At 71.0% G+C, this 21,722-nt stretch carries 15 protein-coding genes; 7 read left to right on the top strand and 8 right to left on the bottom strand.

The genetic code is table 11. The features are described 5' to 3' along the window. The first annotated feature begins 547 nt into the window (after positions 1–547). On the top strand, positions 548–2,395 hold the full coding sequence (locus HC362_RS24165; protein WP_243086193.1) for a hypothetical protein: 1,848 nt from the start codon (positions 548–550) through the stop codon (positions 2,393–2,395). A 76-nt stretch (positions 2,396–2,471) separates the two neighbouring features. After that, entirely contained in the window at positions 2,472–3,128 is a 657-nt protein-coding gene (locus HC362_RS24160; RefSeq protein ID WP_243086191.1) for a response regulator transcription factor, read from the top strand. 27 nt (positions 3,129–3,155) lie between these two features. Here HC362_RS24160 and HC362_RS24155 read toward each other — a convergent pair whose 3' ends face one another. The 5 genes from HC362_RS24155 to HC362_RS24135 all read right to left on the bottom strand — a co-directional run bounded on the left by HC362_RS24155 (position 3,156) and on the right by HC362_RS24135 (position 9,628). Beyond that, positions 3,156–4,169, bottom strand: coding sequence for a LacI family DNA-binding transcriptional regulator (locus tag HC362_RS24155; protein WP_243086190.1), 1,014 nt, complete (start codon positions 4,167–4,169; stop codon positions 3,156–3,158). Then, positions 4,166–5,839 (bottom strand): glycoside hydrolase family 13 protein, encoded by a 1,674-nt coding sequence (locus HC362_RS24150; RefSeq protein ID WP_243086189.1) that lies wholly within the window; start codon positions 5,837–5,839, stop codon positions 4,166–4,168. The genes HC362_RS24155 and HC362_RS24150 overlap by 4 nt, the downstream gene beginning before the upstream one ends. A gap of 146 nt (positions 5,840–5,985) precedes the next feature. Then, on the bottom strand, positions 5,986–6,816 hold the full coding sequence (locus tag HC362_RS24145) for a carbohydrate ABC transporter permease (protein ID WP_243086187.1): 831 nt from the start codon (positions 6,814–6,816) through the stop codon (positions 5,986–5,988). A gap of 10 nt (positions 6,817–6,826) precedes the next feature. Then, the gene (locus tag HC362_RS24140; RefSeq protein ID WP_243086186.1) at positions 6,827–7,753 is read right to left on the bottom strand and encodes a sugar ABC transporter permease; all 927 of its coding nucleotides are present in this window, start codon (positions 7,751–7,753) and stop codon (positions 6,827–6,829) included. Between the two features lie 600 nt (positions 7,754–8,353). Further along, positions 8,354–9,628, bottom strand: a complete 1,275-nt coding sequence (locus HC362_RS24135) for an extracellular solute-binding protein (protein WP_243086184.1) — start codon at positions 9,626–9,628, stop codon at positions 8,354–8,356. Positions 9,629–9,949: 321 nt separating this feature from the next. On the opposite strand from HC362_RS24135, the gene HC362_RS24130 reads away from it, so the two are divergent. The 3 genes from HC362_RS24130 to HC362_RS24120 all read left to right on the top strand — a co-directional run bounded on the left by HC362_RS24130 (position 9,950) and on the right by HC362_RS24120 (position 13,601). Continuing rightward, on the top strand, positions 9,950–11,536 hold the full coding sequence (locus HC362_RS24130; protein ID WP_243088788.1) for a glycoside hydrolase family 13 protein: 1,587 nt from the start codon (positions 9,950–9,952) through the stop codon (positions 11,534–11,536). A 25-nt stretch (positions 11,537–11,561) separates the two neighbouring features. Next, positions 11,562–12,575 (top strand): LacI family DNA-binding transcriptional regulator, encoded by a 1,014-nt coding sequence (locus tag HC362_RS24125; protein ID WP_279240132.1) that lies wholly within the window; start codon positions 11,562–11,564, stop codon positions 12,573–12,575. A gap of 114 nt (positions 12,576–12,689) precedes the next feature. Further along, positions 12,690–13,601: a phosphatase PAP2 family protein gene (locus HC362_RS24120; protein ID WP_243086183.1), complete on the top strand. Its 912-nt coding sequence runs from the start codon at positions 12,690–12,692 to the stop codon at positions 13,599–13,601. 446 nt (positions 13,602–14,047) lie between these two features. On the opposite strand, the gene HC362_RS24115 is transcribed toward HC362_RS24120, so the two are convergent. After that, positions 14,048–17,062 (bottom strand): bifunctional [glutamine synthetase] adenylyltransferase/[glutamine synthetase]-adenylyl-L-tyrosine phosphorylase, encoded by a 3,015-nt coding sequence (locus tag HC362_RS24115; protein ID WP_243086181.1) that lies wholly within the window; start codon positions 17,060–17,062, stop codon positions 14,048–14,050. A gap of 220 nt (positions 17,063–17,282) precedes the next feature. Next, positions 17,283–18,644 (bottom strand): type I glutamate--ammonia ligase, encoded by a 1,362-nt coding sequence (gene glnA / locus HC362_RS24110; protein WP_209240726.1) that lies wholly within the window; start codon positions 18,642–18,644, stop codon positions 17,283–17,285. 379 nt (positions 18,645–19,023) lie between these two features. Between glnA and HC362_RS24105 the strand changes: the two genes are divergently transcribed. Next, positions 19,024–20,109, top strand: coding sequence for an LLM class flavin-dependent oxidoreductase (locus HC362_RS24105; RefSeq protein WP_243088786.1), 1,086 nt, complete (start codon positions 19,024–19,026; stop codon positions 20,107–20,109). Continuing rightward, entirely contained in the window at positions 20,106–20,762 is a 657-nt protein-coding gene (locus HC362_RS24100; protein WP_243086179.1) for an FMN reductase, read from the top strand. Before HC362_RS24105 ends, HC362_RS24100 begins: the two co-directional genes overlap by 4 nt. 44 nt (positions 20,763–20,806) lie before the next feature. Here HC362_RS24100 and HC362_RS24095 read toward each other — a convergent pair whose 3' ends face one another. Then, on the bottom strand, positions 20,807–21,523 hold the full coding sequence (locus tag HC362_RS24095) for a hypothetical protein (RefSeq protein WP_243086172.1): 717 nt from the start codon (positions 21,521–21,523) through the stop codon (positions 20,807–20,809). Between the last annotated feature and the right edge of the window lie 199 nt (positions 21,524–21,722).

Below are 21,722 nucleotides of genomic sequence, written 5' to 3'. Positions count from 1 at the left end.
CGCCCCGTTTGCGTCCCGGCTTGCGCCGACAGGTCGTGTCGGGGGGCGAGCCCCTCACGGGGTGGCCCGCCGCTTGTGGACGCACGCCCCGTTTCTATCCCGGCTTGCGCCGACAGGTCGTGTCGGGGGGCTCCGCCCCCCAACAGCCCCCCGCCAGGTGGGCTTCGCCCCCCTAGAACCCCCCTGCCCCCTGGGACCACCCCGTTACCTTTCAAGTCCACCCCCATCGGTGCGGGTCCTTGGACCTGCCGGTGACGACCCTGCGGGAGTCACCGACAGGTCCAAGGGCATCAGGCATGAGCCGGGATGAGTGAACGTCTACCGGATTGTGCTGTTGCGGAAGGGGGCTCCTAGGGGGGCGAAGCCCCCGTAGCGGGGGGCTGTTGGGGGGCGGAGCCCCCCAACGCCCGTCCGGCGAGGACCCGGGGGTTTGGGGGCGGAGCCCCCATGAACGGGAGGGGGCCCAAGAATGGGCCCTCAGCCATGGGAGGCGGCCCTCAGCCAATGGTGGCGGTGACTCTTGGGGGGCGGGGATCGTTCTGAGGGTGTGAGTGAGGGGACGCTGGACGTCGAGCAGGCCGAACTCGCCCTCGTCGAGCACTACACACGCCTGGTCCGACTCGCATACTGCGTACTGGGCGACAGCCCTCGCCGAGCGCACGCGCTCACCCGCAGAGCGCTCCCCCGCCGGTGCACGTCGACATCGGTACTGCCCCGGCCACAGCCGAAGCCCGCAAAGGGCGAGGGAGAAGGAAAAGGAAAGGGAGAGGGAGAGGGAGAGGGCCAGACCGAGGACCCCGCCTACGCATGGCTGCGACTCCGCGTACTACGCGCGGCGCTCGCCCGCCCCGCGGACCCGCGAGCGCCCGCCCGCGCCGCGTACGCCCTCCGGCATCTGGAACGGATGGCGGACCCGGACATCCGGTGCCTGCTGCGGGCCGCCCGGGTCCGGGACCCGGACGAAGCGCTGGCCCAGGCGGAGGTCCAGCCCACCTGGGCCCTGCCGGGGCCTGAGTGCCACCTGTGTACGGCACAGCCCCCGTACGCCCGCGATCTGGTGCGCCGCCGCAGGCACTGGCGGACGGCGGGGGCCGCACTCGTGGCGGCGCTGCTGTGCGGCGCGCTGCTGGGCGTGCCCGGCGACTCCTGGGGCCCGGACGCCGCCGCGCGGCCCCCGCTGGTGCGGGGCACGGACGGGGAACGGGCGCTGGAACCGGGCGCGTTGGTCCGCGTGAGCGACACAGCGTGGCGGCGGGCTTCCCGGGTGGACTTCGCCGTGTGGCCGGCGCGGGGGGCTCTGACCCACGATGAATCGTTGCTGCGCCGGGCGCTGGTGACATGGGCGCGGCCGCGCGCGGATGTGCGGGTGAGCGCGGCGCCGGGTACGCCGAAGGGGCCGCCGCCGGGGCCGCCGCACCTGCTGTACGCGGGGCGGCTGGAGGGACGCGCTGTGGTGCTGCTGTACGACGGGCTGCGGGTGGCGCGGTACGCCGAGCCGCTGCATCCGCACGGCGGTTCGGCGGCGGCGAAGGACGGTGTGTCGTTGGAGCTGTCCCGTACGGCGGGCGCTGGGACGGTGGCTTCCGGGGCGCTGGTTCTCACGCGGAGTGAGGAGGAGGTGCGGTTTCTGACGGCGCCCTGGATCCGGCAGGCCGCCGAGGTGGATCTGCTGGACCCGGCGGATACCGCTGGCCGGCCGCTGGCCCGCGACGAGGACGGGGTCACCGAGCCGGTGCCGCTGCCGGTGACGCTGCCGCGCCGGTGCGAGAGCTGGCCAGGTCTGGCGCTGCGCGGCAGCCCCGGTGCCGCGCGGCACGCGCAGCTGTACACGGATCTGGGCGAGTTGACCCCGGCCCGGCTGACGGACGGCGCCGGGCGGGCGCCCGCCACCGGCCGCGCAGCACGGAAGCGGCTGGCGCGTACGGTCTGCCATCTTCCGGCGGTGCTCGACCGGGGGGTCAAGGCGGTCAACTCCTGGCAGTTCGCGCGGCAGCGGCTGCCGGACGGGGACGGGGAGGCGGTGTGGGTGTGCACCAGGGCGGGGACCTGGCGGGGTGCGGGTGCCCGGGTGATGACGCAGTTCCAGCCGCCTGCCGTGGCTCCGGGGCGCCCGGGGGCCGTCACGTCCCGCGCTGAGGACACCCGCCTGTGCGGCCCGCGTGCCGGCCGGCTGCTGACGGGGCTGCTGTGGAAGTCGACCGAGGGCAACTGGTACGTGCTGGCCGCCGCCGACGAGAGCGCCACCCGCCTGCGGGCACGCGGCAGCGGCCTGGTGGACGGTCCGGCGGAGGAGAGCGGCAACACCCTGGCCGTACGCGCCGAGCGGGACGCCTCGGTCCGGCTGTCGGCGCAGCGCGCGGACGGCACCCGGGCACACCCGCGCGACCTGCCCTGAGGCGGCCTGCCCCGCCGGTGTGCGCTCTGGGTTAACGTGCTGCCGTGGACGGGGCGGAAGTGGGGGCGGGAAGACGATGATCCGGGTGCTGCTGGCGGACGACGAGGCGATGATCCGGGCCGGGGTGCGGGCGATCCTGGCGTCGGCGCCGGACATCGAGGTCGTCGCGGAGGCGTCCGACGGGCTCGAGGCCGTCGAGCTGGCGCAGCGGCACCGCCCCGATGTGTGCCTGCTCGACATCCGGATGCCGAGGCTGGACGGGCTGCGGGCCGCGGCCGAGGTGCGGCGCACGTGCCAGGACAGCGCGGTGATGATGCTGACCACCTTCAGCGAGGACGAGTACATCTCCACCGCGCTCGGCTCGGGCGCCGCCGGGTTCGTCCTCAAGTCGGGCGATCCGCACGAGTTGCTGTCGGGCGTACGCGCCGTCCACGAGGGCGGCGCCTACCTCTCCCCCGTCGTGGCACGGCACGTCCTCACCCAGATGGCCGCCGGGCAGCTGAGCCGCCGGGCGACCGCGCAGGCCCGCACCGGCGCCCTGACCCCGCGCGAGCGCGAGGTGCTGGGCCTGGTCGGCGCCGGCCTGTCCAACGCGGAGATCGCCAAACGGCTGCACGTGGTCGAGGGCACGGTGAAGACGTACGTCAGCCAGATCCTCGCCCGTCTGGAGATGAAGAACCGCGTCCAGGCCGCGATCCTCGCCTACGAGGCGGGGCTGGTGCCGTCCTCGTAGACGAGCGCCCGGGGCCCGCGGGCCGGTTCAGTCCGCCGGCGCGTGTCCCGTTGAGCCCCGTACGACCAGCTCGGGCTGGAAGACGAACTCCGTCTCGGCCATCGGGCTGCCGCCCATCGGCTCCAGCAGGGCGTGCACGGCGGCGTTGGCCATGGCGCGCACCGGCTGGCGCACGGTGGTCAGCGGCGGATCGGTGAAGGCGTTGAGCTCGGAGTCGTCGTAGCCGACCACCGATATCTGCCCCGGTACCGCCAGCCCGCGCTGGCGTGCGGCGCGGATGGCGCCGAGGGCCATCATGTCGCTGGCGCACACGATGCCCGTGCAGCCCTCGTCGATCAGCGCCCCGGCGGCGGCGTGGCCGCCCTCGACGGTGAAGAGGGTGTGCTGGATACGGGGTTCGGCCCCGGCCTGCTCCATCGCGCTGGTGAAGCCCGCGACCTTGCGCCGGCTGGGTACGAACCGCTCGGGGCCGACGGCCAGTCCGATCCGCCGGTGTCCCAGCTGGCGCAGGTGGTCGACGGCCATCGCGGCGGCTGCCCGGTCGTCAGGGGAGACGAACGGCGCGTGGATACGGTCGTTGTAGCCGTTGATCAGGACGAACGGCACGCCCCGCTCGGCCAGCCGGGCGTAGCGGGCGGGGTCGGCCGTCAGGTCGGCGTGCAGTCCGGAGAGGAAGATGATCCCGGACACATCGCGCTCGACGAGCTGGCCGACCAACTCGTCCTCGGTCGCACCGCCCAGCATCCGGGTGCCCAGCACGGGTGTGAAGCCGTATCCCGACAGGCACTGCTCGATGACCTGGGCGAAGGCCGGGAAGATCGGGTTCGTCAGCTCGGGGATGACCAACCCGACCAGCCCGGCGCTGCGCTGCCGGGCGCGCGCCGGGCGCTCGTAGCCGAGCACGTCCACCGCGGCCAGCACCCGCTGCCGGGTGGCGGCGGCCACGCCCGGCTTGCCGTTCAGTACGCGGCTGGCCGTGGCCTCGCTGACCTCGGCCTGTGCGGCGATGTCGGCGAGGCGCGCGGTGAGGGAGGTGGTCATCCGGCGGCCCACCAGGCGGTCGTGTCCCCGGGCAGTACCGGTCGGCCGGATGCCCCGTGCCCGGTCAGCGGGCCGCTGGCCAGCAGCAGTTCGCCCGGCTGGAAGTCCAGCTCCACCGGCTCGGTGCGGGTGTTGGCCGCGCAGACGAACGCGCCGCGCCGGAAGGCCAGCACGCCCTCGGGGGCAGGCAGCCACTCCAGTGGTGCGCCGTCGCCCAGTTCGGGCCGCTCCCGGCGCAGCCGCAGCGCGGTGCGGTAGAGCTCCAGGGTGGACGTTGCGTCACCTGTCTGGGCGGTGACGGAAAGCGCACCCCAGCCGGGCGGCTGCGGCAGCCAGCTGCCTCCGCTGCCGAAGCCGTAGGAGCTGCCGCCGTCCGCGTCCTTCTCCTCGGCCCAGGGCAGCGGCACCCGGCAGCCGTCGCGGAGCCCGTCCTGGCCGTTGTCCCGGAAGAAGGAGGGATCCTGGCGCGCCTCGTCGGGCAGTTCGGTCACCTCCGGCAGCCCCAGCTCCTCGCCCTGGTAGAGGTACGCGGAGCCGGGCAGCGCCAGCATCAGCAGCGAGGCGGCCCGGCCCCGGGCGTGGCCGCCGCCGAGCCGGGTGCGGTGGCGTACGACGTCGTGGTTGGACAGCACCCAGGTGGCGGGCGCGCCGACGGCGCCGAGCGAGCTGAGCGAGGCGTCGATGACCTCGCGCAGCGCCGCCGCTTCCCAGCCGGTGTTCAGATAGTGGAAGTTGAACGCCTGGTGGAGCTCGTCGGGGCGTACGTACAGCGCGGTGCGCTCGGCGCTGGGCGTCCACGCCTCGGCGACACCGACGCGCTCGCCCGGGTACTCGTCGAGCACCTGCCGCCAGGAGCGGTAGATCTCGTGCACACCGTCCTGGTCGAAGAACGGCAGCTCGGCCGAGCCCAGCAGCTTCAGCTGCCCGGGGCTGCCCATGTCGGGCAGCCCGGCCGCCTTGACCAGCCCGTGCGCCACATCGATCCGGAAGCCGTCCACGCCCATGTCGAGCCAGAACCGCAGCACGGACCGGAACTCGTCGCGGACGGCGGGGTGGTCCCAGTTGAAGTCGGGCTGCTCCGGCGCGAACAGGTGCAGATACCACAGCCCCGGCGAGCCGGGCACCGGGCTCCAGGCGGGGCCGCCGAAGACGGACTCCCAGTCGTTGGGCGGCAGTTCGCCCCCCGGCCCCTTGCCGGCGGCGAAGTGGTAGCGCTCCCGGGCCGCCTCGTCCCCGGCGAGGGCGCGCTTGAACCACTCGTGCTGGTCGGAGGAGTGGTTGGGGACGATGTCGATGATCACGCGCAGCCCCAGCGCGTGCGCCTCCCCGATGAGGGCGCCGGCATCGTCCAGGGTTCCGAACATCGGGTCGATGGCCCGGTAGTCGGCGACGTCGTATCCGGCGTCCGCCTGCGGTGACGCGTAGAAGGGGCTGAGCCAGACGGCGTCGACGCCGAGCTCGGCCAGGTGCGGCAGCCGCTGCCGTATCCCCGGCAGGTCGCCCATGCCGTCGCCGTTGCCGTCGGCGAAGGAGCGCGGGTACACCTGGTAGATCACCGCGTCCCGCCACCAGCCGGCTGCGCCGGGCGACGCCGACGACACGGTCCGGGCCACCTCTTCCGTGGTGCCTTCGGCACCTTCGGCCTGAGGTGCGCTGCTGTGCTGAGTCATGTTGTCCCTGAAGAGTTGAGGTTTCTCGTCCGGAGGGGGAGGTGGCTTCCCGTCGGTGGACGCCCCGAAGGGGCGCGGGCCTGTCTCGATATGCGGCTCCGCCGCGTGGGCGCGAGCGGCCGACGACAAGCCGCAGCAAAGGCGCCCTACGACTTGGTCGCTCCAGCTGTCAGCCCGCCGACCAGATGCCGCTGGGCGAAGCCGAAGACAACGGCCGCCGGTACCGCGATGACGACGGCGGCAGCCGTCATGGAGCCCCAGTCGGAGCCGTACCGGTTGACGAAGGTCTGCAGACCGCCCGCCAGCGTGAGGTTCTCCTCACCGGTCATGAAGGCCGTCGCATAGGCGACCTCCGCCCAGGCGGTCACGAACGTGTAGAACCCGGTGACGGCGATACCGGGCTTGGCCAGCGGCAGGATCAGCCGCCAGAACGTGCCGAACGGGTTGAGCCCGTCCACCCGGCCCGACTCGTCGATGTCGACGGGGATCGTGTCGAAGAACCCCTTCATCATCCACGCGCAGAACGGCACCGCGATCGTCAGATACGTGATGATCAGCCCCACCGGCTGGTTGAGCAGCCCCAGCTTGGCCATCGTGTTGTACAGCGGGACGATCAGCACGGCCATCGGGAACATCTGCGTGATCAGCAGCACCCACATCAGCGGCCGCATCCCCGGGAAACGGAACCGGCTGAGCGCGTACCCGGTGGTGGCCGCGATCAGCACGCCGGTGACGGTGGTGCCGACGACGACGATCAGCGAGTTCCCGAACCAGGTGAGGAAGTGGGTGTCGGCGATGACATGCCGGTAGTTGGCGAAGGTGAAGTTCTTCACCAGCGCCGTCGTGAACGACTCGCTCTTCGGCTTGAAGGAGGTCACCAGCAACCAGAGGGGCGGGAAGAGCGCGCACACCGTGCCCAGCAGGAGGCCCGCGTGGAGACCGACGGAGGCGAGGGGACTTCTCTTGGTTGTTCTCATGGCTTCGTTGTCACCACGCCTCTCCCTGGCGGCGCAGCGCCCGCCGGTAGACCATCGTGAACAGGCAGAGCAGCAGCAGAATGAGCACGCCCCAGGCCGCCGACGTGGCGAAGTCGCGCGGGCTGTTGACGAACGACAGCCGGAACGCGTACGTCACCAGGATCTCCGTCGAGTCCTCTGGGCCGCCCCGGGTGAGCAGGAAGATCACCGGGAACATGTTGAACGTCCAGATGGTGCTGAGCAGGATCACCGTGCTGCTGACGGAACGCACCCCAGGCAGCGTGATGTTGCGGAACCGCTGCCAGGGCCCGGCCCCGTCCATCTCGGCCGCCTCGTACAGCTCGCCGGGTATCGACTGGAGCGCGCCCAGCATCGCGACGATCATGAACGGAACGCCGAGCCAGACGTTCACCGCGATCACGGAGACCTTCGCCCACGTCGGGTCCCCCAGCCACGGCACCCCCTCGATGCCGCCGCCGTCCAGCACCTTGTTGAGCAAGCCGTTCTTCTCGTTGAACAGCATCTTCCAGGCGAAGACGGAGACGAAGGCGGGAATGCCCCAGGGCACGATCATCGCCACCCGGTAGAAGGAGCGGCCCCTCACCTTGCGGTTGAGCATCACCGCGAGCGTCAGGCCCAGGGTGAAGGTCACACCGACGCACGCGGTCGTCCACATCGCGGTCCAGCCCAGCCGGTCCCAGAAGACGCTGTCGGACAGGATCGCCTTGTAGTTGTCCAGGCCGACGAACTCATAGGTCGCCGGGATGTGGTTCACACCGATGGTGCGTTCGACGTTGGCCTCGTCGGCGTCGGTGAGGGAGAGGTAGATCCCGCGGGTGAGGGGGTAGCCGATGATCAGCCCGATGACCAGGGTCACCGGGGCGATCATGGCCCATGCGTACCAATGTCTCGCCGCCCACGTTCTGACCCGCCTCATGTTGAAGCCTTTCACTCGTCTCCGGGGCTCCGCCCCTGAGCCCCCGCTTGCTTGTGGACGCGAGCCCCTCACGGGGTGGCCCGCCGCTTGTGGACGCACGCCCCGTTTGTTGCTTCGGCTTGCCGCCGAGTGGTCGTGTCGGGGGGCGAGTCCCTCACGGGGTGGCCCGCCGCGTTGTGGACGCACGCCCCGTTTGTGTCCCGGCTCGCCGCCGAGTGGTCGTGTTGGGGGGCTCCGCCCCCCAACGCCCCCCGCTAGGTGGGCTTCGCCCCCCTAGGACCCCCCTGCCGCATGGGACCACCCCATTGCCTTCAAGGCCACCCTCATTGGTGCGGGTCCTTGGACCGGCCGGTGACGACCCTGCGGGAGTCACCGACAGGTCCAAGGGCCTGGGCATGAGCCGGGACGAGGGAACGTGAACAGGGGCGCCCTTTTGCGGAAGGGGGCTCCTAGGGGGGCGAAGCCCCCGTAGCGGGGGGCTGTTGGGGGGCGGAGCCCCCCAACGCCCGTCCGGCGAGGACCCGGGGGTTTGGGGGCGGGAGCCCCCATCAACGGGAGCGGGCCCAAGAATGGGCCCTCAGCCATTGGAGGCGGCGCCCGTTACTTGTAGTCCTTCAAGAGCTTGCGGAACTTCTCCCCCATCGTGGAGGCCGCCTCATCAGGCGACTTGCCCCCGGCAAGGACCCCGTCGACACCCACCCGAATCGGCTCGAAGAGCGAATTGCCCTCGGCGATCCAAGGCCGCTGCACCGCCTTCTCCACGGCGGGCCGGAAGAACTTGACCATCTCGTTGCGGCGCACAGACGGCTGATCGTAAACAGACTTCCGCGTGGGCAGGAGCGACAGCTCCTCCGTGGTGCGGGCCTGCACCTTGGCGCTGCTCATGTACTTGACGAACTCCTGCGCGGCCCGCATGTTCTTGGTGCCCGCGTAGACGGACAGGTTCCAGCCGCCCTGGGGCGAGCCCTGCGCCTTGCTCCCTGCCGGTACGGGGGCAACCCCCAGGTTGTCCCCGTTGGCTCCCTTGAACTCCTTGCCCTCGCGGGCGAGCGCGATGTCCCAGGGGCCGTCGATGATCATGGCGACCTTGCCCTCCTGGAAGGCCTTGATGCCGTTCTCCTGGCCGTCGCTGGAGTCGGTGATCGCCGCCTTGGAGTCGACGAGGTCCTTCATGGTGGCGAGGGCCCGTACGCCGGGCTTCTCGTCGACGGTGACCTTCTTGTGCTCGGTGTCGATCAGGTCGCCGCCCTCGCCGTAGAGGTAGGGCAGGAACCAGTAGGGGTCGTCGCCGCGCAGATACAGCGCGGTGGCGCCGGTCTTGTCCTTGATCTTCTTGGCGTTCTTCTTCAGTTCGGCGAAGGAGGTGGGCACCTCGACGCCGGCCTTCTTCAGCAGCCGCTTGTTGTAGAAGAGGCCGAGGGTGTCGGTGACCTGCGGCGCCGCGTACGTCTTGCCCTTGAACTTCGTCGAGCCGGCCGCCGTGGCAAGGTAGTCCGACTCGTTGTCGAGAGCGGGGGTGCCGTCCAGCGGGGCGAGGTAGCCGAGGTTGGCGAAGTCGGCGACCCAGGCGACCTCGGTGCGCATCACATCGGGGGCTCCGGAGTTGCCGCCGGCCGCGTTCTTGAACTTCTGGTTGGCGTCGCCGAAGTTGACGTGCACGTACTTGACGTTCACCTTCGGGTGCTTCTTCTCGAAGTCCTCGGCGATCTTCTTGTAGGTGCCCTTCTCGCCGTCGTTCGAGGTGTCCCAGTAGGTGACGGTGCCCTCGATCTTGCCGTTCGCGTTGTTGTCGGCGCCGTCCGAACCACCGCCGCAAGCCGTTGCCGCAAGTGCCAGCCCCGCTACCAGCGCGGTGGCGCCTATGCCACGCCGCATGTCCGATCCCTCCGCAAGGTGAAGGGGCGCGCCTCGACTTCTGTAGGCCTGTGGCGGCGCCCGACTGCGGAGGAACGTAACAGCGGTGACATCCGAAGGAAAGACCTTGCCGCAAATTTCTGCAAGGATGCGAGGGCTCCCGGCGGGGTACGTAACTCCACGACCGTGTCCGCGTTGTGACCGTTGACACCGGCTTGCCGCATTTAGCGACCCGTACCGGGTCCCGCCCGATAGGGAAGACTTGTGACCCAGCACGTCACGACCCAGCACACCGCCGACTCCGACCCGGCCCCGGCCGGTCACCGTCCACCGCAGTCCCCGCTGGGCTGGTGGCGGGACGCCGTCATCTACCAGATCTACGTCCGCTCCTTCGCCGACAGCGACGGCGACGGCGTGGGCGATCTGCCCGGTGTGCGGCAGCGGTTGCCCTACCTGGCCGAACTCGGCGTCGACGCCGTGTGGCTGACGCCGTTCTACGCCTCCCCGCAGGCCGACGGCGGCTACGACGTCTCCGACTACCGCGCGGTCGACCCCCGCTTCGGCGATCTGGCCGAAGCGCGGGTGCTGGTGGACGAGGCGCACGCGCTCGGGCTGCGCGTCATCCTCGACATCGTCCCCAACCACACCTCCGACCAGCACCCCTGGTTCCGGCGGGCGCTGGCAGGCGACCCCGAGGCGCAGGCCCGCTACTACTTCGGCGACGGCCGCGGCGCACGGGGTGAGGTGCCGCCCAACGACTGGCAGTCCGTCTTCGGCGGCCCGGCCTGGAGCCAGGTGCCCGGCGTCCCGGGGCTGTGGTATCTGCATCTGTTCGCACCCCAGCAGCCGGACCTGAACTGGCAGCACCCACGTGTGCACCAGGAGTTCGACTCCGTCCTGCGGTTCTGGCTGAACCTGGGCGTGGACGGCTTCCGGATCGATGTGGCGCACGGCATGGTCAAGGCCGAGGGACTGCCCGACATCGGCTCGCGCGAGCAGGCCCGGCTGATCGGCGCACAGCAGCTTCCGTTCTTCGACCAGGACGGCGTGCACGAGATCCACCGCTCGTGGCGCCGACTGCTGGAGAGCTACGGGCCCGACCGGATCGGCGTCGCCGAGGCATGGGCACCGACCCCGGAGCGGCTGGCCCTCTACGTGCGCCCGGACGAGCTGCACCAGGCGTTCAACTTCCACTTCCTGCAGGCCGGATGGGACGTCGGCGAGCTGCGCAGGGTGATCGAGGAGTCGATGGCGGCCACCACCTCCGTCGGCGCCCCGACCACCTGGGTGCTCTCCAACCACGATGTCGTACGCCACCGCACCCGGCTCGGCTCGCTGGCCAGGGCCCGTGCCGCCGCGCTGCTGATGCTGGCGCTGCCCGGCTCGGTCTACCTCTACCAGGGCGAGGAGCTGGGGCTGCCCGAGGTGACCGAACTGCCCGACGAGGCCCGCCAGGACCCCGCCTTCCACCGGGCACCGGGCACGGCAGCCGAGGGCCGGCAAGGGCTGCGCGACGGCTGCCGGGTGCCGATGCCGTGGCGGACCGACGGCCCCTCCATGGGCTTCGGACCCGCGGGGAGCTGGCTGCCGCAGCCGGCCGGCTGGCGGAAGCTGTCCGTACAGGCGCAGACCGGTGACCCGCTCTCCACCCTGGAGCTGTACCGCACGGCGCTGCGGCTGCGCCGGCTGCTGCCAGGGCTCGGGGACAGCGCGATGGAGTGGCTGCGGGCGCCCGACGGGGTGCTCGCGCTCTCCCGCCCCGGGTTGGTCTGTCTCCTCAACACCCGCGACGAGGCAGTGCTGACGGCCGCACCCGGCGAACTGCTGCTGTGCTCCGTCCCCGAGGAGTCCCGGGATTCCATGGAGGCCGGGGCGCCCCCGGGACAGCTGCGTATCCCGGCGAATTCCTGCACGTGGTGGGCAGCGTGATCCAGGGCCGGTAAGGTCCAGTCCTGTGACCGCGCGGCTGGCTGACATCGCAGCACAAGCGGGGGTCAGCGAAGCCACCGTCAGCCGGGTGCTCAACGGCAAGGCGGGAGTGGCGGCGACCACCCGCGAATCAGTGCTGGCCGCGCTCGACGTGCTCGGGTACGAGCGCCCCGTCAAGCTGCGCCGCCGCAGCGAGGGCCTGGTGGGGCTGATCATCCCCGAGCTGGAGAACCCGATTTTCCCGGCCTTCGCGCAGGTCATCGCCCAGGGCCTCACCAGGCAGGGCTACACCCCGGTACTCGCCACCCAGACCCCGGGCGGCTCCACCGAGGACGAGCTGACGGAGATGCTGGTGGACCGGGGCGTCGCCGGGATCATCTTCGTCTCCGGGCTGCACGCCGACACCACGGCCGACGTCGGACGGTACGAGCGGCTGCACGGCCAGGGTGTCCCCTTCGTCCTGGTCAACGGCTTCTCCGAGGGGGTGCGGGCGCCGTTCGTCTCGCCCGACGACCGCGCCGCCATGCGACTGGCCGTCACCCACCTCGTCTCACTCGGCCACGAACGGATCGGCCTCGCGCTCGGTCCCGAACGCTTCGTGCCCGTCCAGCGCAAGATCGAGGGGTTCACCCGCACCATGCGGGAACACTTCCCCACCGACCCCGCGGAGTTGATCGAGCACTCCCTCTACACCCTGGAGGGCGGCCAGGCAGCCGCCACCACGCTGCTGGGCAAGGACTGCACGGCCGTCGTCTGCGCCAGCGACATGATGGCCCTCGGCGCCATTCGCGCCGCGCGGCAGCGCGGACTGACGGTACCCGGCGATGTTTCGGTCATCGGGTTCGACGACTCCCCGCTGATCGCCTTCACCGACCCGCCCCTGACCACCATCCGGCAGCCGGTCACCGCGATGGGGCAGGCCGCCGTACGGGCGCTGCTGGAGGAGATCGGCGGCACCCCGGCGCCGCACAGCGAGTTCGTCTTCCTGCCGGAGCTGGTGGTACGCGGCTCCACCGCATCCCGTAGGAGAAACCCGTAGGCAACCCGTAGGCGACGTAGTCACCGGTCCTCCCCCGGGGGGACGACGGCGGAGGCACAAGACCCGACCGCAGGATGATCGAGCGGCACCCCCCGTCTGGCAGACTGTCGCCCTATGGGGGTACCGACGACGAGGACCGAAGACGGCAGCCGGCAGGACGCGACCGAAGCCCCGGCGGAGTCGGCCGCTGCGCGTGCGGCGCATGCTGCGCATGCGGCGACAGCCGCGGACGACCAGGCGGCCGTCGATGCGCCGCGCCCGGAACGTCGCTGGACCCTGGCCCGGTTCCGTTCCCCCCGGCATCCCCGGCTCTGGTTCGAGATCGTGCTGATCGCGGTCAGCTACTGGACATACTCCCTGATCCGCAACGCCGTCCCGGAACAGCGCGCCGACGCGCTGCGCAACGCGGACTGGATCTGGCGGGCCGAACACACGCTGGGCATCGCCGTCGAGCAGTCGATCAACCACGCGGTCGGCGGTGTGACGTGGCTGATCGTCTCGATGAACTACTACTACGCCACGCTGCACTTCGTTGTGACCATCGGCGTGCTGGTGTGGCTCTACCGCGCGCATCCGGGGCGGTACGCCGCAACCCGGCTGGTGCTGTTCGCCACGACCGGGATCGCGCTGCTGGGCTACTACCTCTTCCCCCTGGCGCCGCCCCGGCTGATGGACGGCGGCCACTTCATCGACACCGTCCAGGTTCATCAGACCTGGGGCTCCATGGCCTCCGGCAACCTCGCGCAGATGTCCAACCAGTACGCGGCCATGCCCTCCATGCACATAGGGTGGTCCGTCTGGTGCGGGATCACCATTGCGATGCTGGCCCGCCCTGTGTGGGCGAAGGTGCTGGGAGTGCTGTATCCGCTGGCCACGCTGACCGTCATCGTGAGCACGGCCAACCATTTCTGGCTCGACGCCGTGGGAGGGCTCCTCTGCCTCGCGTTCGGCTTCGCGCTGTCCTACGCCTGGTACGCGTGCCTTCCGTATCGTCTCCCCCGAGTGGCTGAGGGCGCAGCCCTCTGACCCTCTTTCGTTTATGGGGGCTCCCGCCCCCAAACCCCCGGGTCCTCGCCGGACGGGCGCTGGGGGGCTCCTCCCCCAGACTCCGTCCGGGGGGACCCCCACCCAACCACCCCCCGCTACGGGGGCTTCGCCCCCCTAGGAGCCCCCTTCCGCAAAAGGGCACCCCTGTAGACGTTCCCTGGTCCCGGCTCATGGATGGGGCCCTTGGTTTGTGCCGGTGACTCCCGCAGGGTCGTCACCGGCCGGTCCAAGGACCCGCACCACTGAGGGTGGCCTTGAAGGCAATGGGGTGGTCCCATGCGGCAGGGGGGTCCTAGGGGGGCGAAGCCCACCTAACGGGGGGCCGTTGGGGGGCAGAGCCCCCCGACACGACCACTCGGCGGCGAGCCGGGACACAAACGGGGCGTGCGTCCACAACCGGGGGCGCCCCAAGAAAGAGGTCTCAACTATTCGGCGTCATAAAAGAGGCGGTCGACAACGGCGCGGGCCCGCCGCGTAACCCGACGGTAGTCATCCAGCATCTCCCCCACGTGCCCCGGCTCATACCCGAGGTACCGCCCCACAGCGGCGAGCTCCCTCGACTCGGAGGGGAACGTGTCCCCCGGCCGCCCCCTCACAAGCATCACGGCGTTGCGCACCCGCGAAGCCAGCACCCACGCCTCATCGAGCACATCCGCGTCATCGGCGCTGATCAGCGAAGCGTCCCGCGCGGCGGCGAGCGCGGCCCGCGTACGGGTGGTCCGCAAGGAAGAGACCTCGGCCCCGTGCCTGAGCTGCATCAATTGCACGGTCCACTCGACGTCGGTGAGCCCTCCACGGCCCAGCTTGGCGTGGGTCGTGGGGTCGGCACCGCGCGGCAGCCGTTCGCTCTCCATCCGGGCCTTCAGCCGGCGGATCTCGCGCTCGGCGTCATCGCTCAGGCCGCCCGCGGGGTACCGCAGGGGATCGATCAGCTCGATGAACCGCTCCGCGAGCCCCGCGTCGCCGGCGACGTATTCGGCGCGCAGCAGGGCCTGGCTCTCCCAGACCACGGACCAGCGCTCGTAGTAGGCGGCGTACGAGCTCAGCGAGCGCGCCAGCGCGCCGGACTTGCCCTCGGGGCGCAGGTCGGCGTCGATGATCAGCGGCGGGTCGGAGGTCGGCAGCTGCAGCAGCCGCCGCATCTCGGTGGCGACCGCGAAGGCGGCCTTGCCCGCCTCGTGTTCGCTGACGCCCTCCCGGGGCTCGTGCACGAACAGGACATCGGCGTCGGAGCCGTAGCCCATCTCGCGGCCGCCGAACCGGCCGACGCCGATGACGGCGAACCGGGTGGGCAGCTCGTCGCCCCACTGCTGGCGGACGGCGGCGCGCAGCGCGCCCGCCAGTGTGGCGGCGTTGAGGTCGGTGAGCGCGTTGCCGACCCGGTCCAGTGCCTCGCCCGGCTCCTGCTGGGCGACGTCCTCGGTGCCGTACGCGCCGATCAGGTCGGCAGCGGCGGTGCGGAACAGCTCCCGGCGGCGCACTCCACGCGCCGCAGCGACGGCGGCTTCGGCACCGTCGGCGCGGCCCACGGCGGCCAGCGTCTCCTGGGTGAGCGCGGCCCGCGAACGGGGCCGCAGCCCGTTCTCGTCACCGAGCAGTGCGACGGCCTCGGGGGCGCGCAGCAGCAGGTCGGGCGCGAGCCGTCCGGCCGACAGCACGCGGGCGAGGTTCTCGGCGGCGGCGCCCTCGTCGCGCAGCAGCCGCAGGTACCAGGGCGACTTGCCGAGCGCGTCGGAGACCTTCCGGAAGCCGAGGAGGCCGGCGTCCGGGTCGGCGGAGTCGGCGAACCAGCCGAGCAGTACGGGCAACAGGGTGCGCTGGATGGCGGCCTTGCGGCTGACGCCGGAGGCCAGTGCCTCCAGGTGGCGCAGCGCGGACGCTGGGTCGGCGTAGCCGAGGGCTTCCAGGCGCTGCCGGGCCGCCTGTGGCGAGAGGCGTTCGTGTCCGGCCTCCAGCTGGGCCACGGCGTCCAGCAGCGGCCGGTAGAACAGCTTCTCGTGGAGCCGCCGTACGGCCGAGGCGTGCCGCCGCCAGGCCTTGTGCAGTTCGGTGACGGGCTCGCTGCGGTAGCCCAGCGAGCGGCCGAGGCGGCGCTGGTCGGCCTCGGCCTCGGGCATCAGATGGGTGCGGCGCAGCTGGTGGAGCTGGATGCGGTGCTCCATGGTGCGCAGGAAGCGGTAGGCGGCGTCCAGGGCTGCCGCGTCCTGGCGGCCGACGTAGCCGCCCGCGGCCAGCGCGTCCAGGGCTTCCAGGGTGGTGGGGCTGCGCAGCGAGGTGTCGCTGCGGCCGTGTACGAGCTGGAGGAGCTGGACGGCGAATTCGACGTCGCGCAGCCCGCCGGGGCCCAGCTTCAGTTCGCGGTCGAGCTGGGCTGCGGGGATGCTGGCGACCACGCGGCGGCGCATCTGCTGGACGTCGGTGACGAAGTTCTCGCGTTCGGCGGCCTGCCAGACCATCGGTGCGACGGCGTCCACGTACTCGTACCCCAGCACGGCGTCGCCCGCGACCGGACGGGCCTTGAGCAGCGCCTGGAACTCCCAGGTCTTGGCCCAGCGCTGGTAGTAGGCGAGGTGGCTGCTGAGGGTGCGGACGAGGGGGCCGTTGCGGCCCTCGGGGCGCAGGTTGGCGTCGACGGGCCAGATGGTGCCCTCGGCGGTGGTGTCGGAGCAGATCCGCATCATGTGCGCGGCCAGCCGGGTGGCGGCCTTGACGGCCCGCTCGTGCCCGTCGGCGGATTCGGTGCTCTGGCCGGTGGCGGCGGGTTCGGCGACGAAGATGACGTCCACGTCGGAGACGTAGTTGAGTTCGTGGCCGCCCGCCTTGCCCATGGCGACGACGGCGAGCCGGCACGCGGCCGCGTCCTCGGGTGCCTCCTTCTCGGCGATGGCCAGCGCCCGGCGCAGGGTGGCCGTCGCCAGGTCGGCGAGCTCGGCCGCGGTCTGGGAGACGTCGCTGGTGCCGCAGACATCGCGGGCCGCGATGGACAGCAGGGCCCTGCGGTAGGCGACGCGCAGCGCGTCGGGACTGTCGGCGTCGGCCAGGGCCGCCTCGAACTCTTCCACTCCAGGGTGCAGATCGGCCGACTCGTAGGTGACCAGCGCCTCCCAGTCGTGCGGGTGGCCGGCGAGGTGGTCGGCCAGCGCGTCGGAGGCGCCGAGCACGCCGAGCAGCCGGTCGCGCAGCGGCTTGGCCGTCAGGAGGGTGTCGAGGAGCGGCTGGGCTTCCTTGTCGAGCGCTTCGAGGGCTTCGGTGAGCCGGACGAGGCCGAGGAGCGCGAGGTCGGGGTCCGCGGTGGCGCCGAGCGCGTCGAGGAAGAGGGCGTCGTCGCGGACGGGGGCGAGTGGGGGGCTGTCGAGGAGGCGCGCGGCGGTCTCCGGGTCCGTGAAACCGTGCCGCAACAGTCGCCCGTACCGGGTGCCCCGCCGCCCGTCTGGTGTCACGCTCACTCCTCTTGTTCCTCCCTCCCCGGGGGTCCCGGAGTCCCGGGGACCCGGGTTCCCGGCGGTCCCGACGTTCCCGGCGTTCCCCGCCCGGCGCCGCCCGTCTCCCCGGGTGAGGCCCCGCGCCCCGGGAGGGGCTACAACGTAGCCCCTCCGGAACGTACGGAGCCCGGGGTCGGGGGCCGAGCCCCGCGAAACGGTGAAGGCGCAGGGCAGGGGCTTACAGCACCGGCAGGCTCTTGCGCAACTCGAAGGCGGTGACCTCGCTGCGGTACTCCTCCCACTCCTGCTTCTTGTTCCGCAGGAAGAAGTCGAAAACGTGCTCGCCCAGGGTCTGGGCGACCAGTTCGCTGCGCTCCATGAGGTGGATGGCCTCGCCGAGGTTCTGCGGGAGCGGCTCGATGCCCATGGCGCGCCGCTCCGCGTCGGAGAGGGCCCATACGTCGTCGTCGGCCCCGGCCGGCAGCTCGTACCCCTCCTCGATGCCCTTGAGCCCTGCGGCGAGCAGCACGGCGTAGGCGAGGTAGGGGTTGGCGCCGGAGTCGAGGGAGCGCATCTCGATGCGCGTCGAGCCGGTCTTGCCGGGCTTGTACATCGGTACCCGGACGAGTGCGGAGCGGTTGTTGTGGCCCCAGCAGATGTACGAGGGGGATTCGCCTCCCTCTCCCGCCGTGCGGTTGGCGCCACCCCAGATGCGCTTGTAGGAGTTGACCCACTGGTTGGTGACGGCGGAGATCTCACCGGCGTGGGTGAGCAGCCCGGCGATGAAGGAGCGGCCGACCTTGGAGAGCTGGTACTCGGCGCCGGACTCGTAGAAGGCGTTGCGGTCGCCCTCGAAGAGGGAGAGGTGGGTGTGCATGCCGGAGCCGGGGTATTCGGAGAACGGCTTGGGCATGAAGGTGGCCTGGACCCCCTGCTCCAGCGCGACCTGCTTCATGACCAGGCGGAAGGTCATGATGTTGTCGGCCGTGGACAGCGCGTCGGCGTAGCGCAGGTCGATCTCCTGCTGTCCCGGGGCTCCCTCGTGGTGGGAGAACTCCACGGAGATGCCCATGGACTCCAGCATGGTGATCGCCTGGCGGCGGAAGTCCATGCCGACGTTCTGCGGGGTGTGGTCGAAGTATCCGGAGGAGTCGGCCGGGACGGGGCGGGTGCCGTCCACCGGCTTGTCCTTGAGCAGGTAGAACTCGATCTCCGGGTGGGTGTAGAAGGTGAACCCGAGGTCGGACGCCTTGGCCAGGGCGCGCTTGAGGACGTAGCGCGGGTCGGCGTAGGAGGGGGAGCCGTCCGGCATCAGGATGTCGCAGAACATCCGCGCCGTTCCGGGGGCCTCGGCCCGCCACGGCAGTATCTGGAAGGTGCCGGGGTCGGGCTTGGCGATCATGTCGGACTCGTAGACGCGGGCGAAGCCCTCGATGGCCGAGCCGTCGAAACCCATGCCCTCGTCGAAGGCCTGCTCGAGTTCGGCGGGGGCGACAGCGACCGATTTCAGGAAGCCGAGGACATCGGTGAACCAGAGCCGGACGAACCGGATGTCGCGCTCCTCCAGAGTGCGGAGGACGAATTCCTGTTGCTTGTCCATGGGGCCTATCCTTGCAGGTCAGAGGGGTTCGCTCGGGTCCCCCGGCGCACGGGGCCATATCAGCATTCCACCACAGGGTTTCCGGGGTATTGCGCGCCCCGATCCGATCGTTTCACAGCGGGCGAAAGGGAGCAGCGCAGCACCCGAACGAGCACGCTGTGTGACGGGGATGTAACGCGCGGGGTGACCAAGGGGTGGGTGCGCGGGGCAGGGCACGGACCCAGGTGCGGCTGGCGGAATTTCCGGGAACCCTCGCGCATTGAGAGGGGTGGAAGGTAGTTCAATAGTCAACTACTTCGACCGAGGCACCACCCGAAGACACCACCCGAGGACGGCGAGCACCATGACGGCCACGGCCACCCCGACCCCGACGGCCCCCATCCAGTTCGGGATCTTCACCGTCGGCGACGTGACCCCCGACCCCACCACCGGGCGGACGCCGACCGAGCACGAGCGGATCAAGGCGATGCTGGCCATCGCCCTCAAGGCGGAGGAGGTGGGACTGGACGTCTTCGCCACCGGCGAGCACCACAACCCGCCGTTCGTACCGTCCTCACCCACGACCATGCTCGGCTATCTGGCGGCCAGGACCGAACGGCTGCTCCTCTCCACCTCCACCACCCTGATCACCACCAACGATCCAGTGAAGATCGCCGAGGACTTCGCGATGCTGCAGCACATCGCGGACGGCCGTGTCGATCTGATGATGGGCCGCGGCAACACCGGGCCCGTCTACCCCTGGTTCGGCCAGGACATCCGCCAGGGCATCCCGCTGGCCATCGAGAACTACGCGCTGCTGCGCAGGCTGTGGACCGAGGACGTCGTCGACTGGGAGGGCCGCTTCCGCACCCCGCTGCAGGGCTTCACTTCAACCCCGCGCCCGCTGGACGGCGTGCCGCCGTTCGTCTGGCACGGCTCGATCCGCAGCCCCGAGATCGCCGAGCAGGCCGCCTACTACGGCGACGGCTTCTTCGCCAACAACATCTTCTGGCCCAAGGACCACTTCAAGCGGCTGATCAACCTCTACCGCGACCGCTTCGAGCACTACGGCCACGGCACCCGCGCCCAGGCCCTGGTCGGCCTGGGCGGGCAGGTCTTCATGCGCCGCAGGTCCCAGGACGCGGTGCGGGAATTCCGCCCCTACTTCGACAACGCGCCGGTCTACGGGCACGGCCCCAGCCTGGAGGAGTTCACCGACCAGACCCCGCTGACCGTCGGCAGCCCCCAGGAGGTCATCGACAAGACGCTGACCTTCCGCGAGTCCTTCGGCGACTACCAGCGCCAGCTCTTCCTCATGGACCACGCGGGGCTGCCGCTGAAGACCGTCCTCGAGCAGCTCGACATGCTCGGCGAGGAAGTCGTGCCGGTACTGCGCGAGGAGATGGCGGCCCGGCGCCCCGCGGGGACGGCCGCAGCACCGACCCACGCCGCGCGGGTCGCCGAGCAGGAGGGAGCCGCCGTATGACATCCGCCGAGGGAAACAGCACCGTACGGCTGGCCGTCGTCTCGGCCGGACTGAGCGACCCGTCCTCCACCCGCATGCTGGCCGACCGCCTCGCCGAGGCGACACGGGTCGCCCTGCGCGAGGAGGGCGTCGATGCCGAGGCCACCACGGTCGAACTGCGCGATCTCGCCACCGAGATCGCCCACAACTTCACCACCGGCTTCCCCGGCACCGCGCTGCGCGCAGCCATGGAGCAGGTCACCGAGGCTGACGGCCTGATCGCCGTCACCCCGGTCTTCAGCGCCTCCTACAGCGGGCTGTTCAAGTCGTTCTTCGACGTCCTGGACAAGGACGCGCTCGCGGGCAAGCCGACCCTGCTGGGCGCCACCGGCGGCACCCCGCGCCACTCACTGGTGCTGGAGCACGCCATGCGACCGCTGTTCACCTACCTGCGCGCGGTGGCGGCACCGACCGCCGTCTACGCCGCCACCGACGACTGGGCCGCACCGGACGACGGGGTCACCCCGTCCCTCCCCCACCGCATCGCCCGCGCGGGCGGCGAGCTGGCGGGACTGGTCGCCCCACGCGCCACCACTGGAACCGCACGTCCGGCCGAGGAGCCTGCCGTGGTGCCGTTCGAACAGCAACTGGCCGCGCTGCGGGTGAAGGAGTGACGGGGTGCCTCTCAGTCCGCTGGGAGCCCGGCCGTCCCGACCCGTCACGATGAGGTGCGGGAGGAGGATGCGAGGCCCCAGTCGTTGGGTGGGACCGGCACGCGCCAGTACTCCTCGTTCGTACCCTTGGACGTCTCCAAGCTCAACGCGTTCCAGTGGTTCGGGCCTTCGCCGTTCGGAGTGGTTCGCCGGAGTACGGTCCCCATGGCGTCCCGCGGATGGATGCTGACGGTTCCGCGCGGCGCGCCACGGGGCGCCGCGCGCAGTGAGAACTGCTGGTTCGTGGCGGACGCACTGCACGGCGACAGCGTGACGACCCAGGGGCCATAGCGGTCCCAGTCACCACCGGACGCCGGCTTCGGACTGTAGGTCCAGCAGGTCCCCTTGGTGGTGCTCCGGATGTTGTAGTACCTGCCGTACGCCCGTGGCGTGAACGTCCAGCTCTTGTCGGCCGAGGCCGGCCAGTACGCATCAGTGAAGGCGGCAAGTACCTGCCCGTAGTTGCCGTAGGTACCGATGTGCCGGTCGGTGCTCGCGTTCCGGATCTCGCCGGTGCCGTCGGCGCTGTCGGCGGTGGCGGACGGCGCAGTGCTCAGGACGCCGCCCAGCGCCACGCATGCCGTGGCCGCGGCGATGGCCGTACGGCGCCATGACCGATGACGTGGGAGGCCGCCGGCGGGCGACGGTTCGCGATGCCGAGAAGAAGAGCGCATAGAACCCCTTTCGGATTCCTTTTCGTTGTTGTGGCAGAACAGACGCACACCTGCCTGCCCACGCCGGGCACGACATAGGCTGGTCTTATCTCAACAAGAGGCAGTATTTAGCCACTTAATCATTCCGACTGTTCCCTTTGTTCGAACAGTCGGCGCTCGCCCCGGGAGGCGCCCGCAGGCACGTCTGCCGCAGATCTGCACCGCCCGTCCGCCTCGTCCTGCCCTGGGGAGAAGTGCAGGCCAGGGG

The organism is Streptomyces sp. 891-h (assembly GCF_022760275.1).
Classification (GTDB): Bacteria; Actinomycetota; Actinomycetes; order Streptomycetales; family Streptomycetaceae; genus Streptomyces; species Streptomyces spirodelae.
This window is presented reverse-complemented; position numbering and strand designations above follow the sequence as displayed.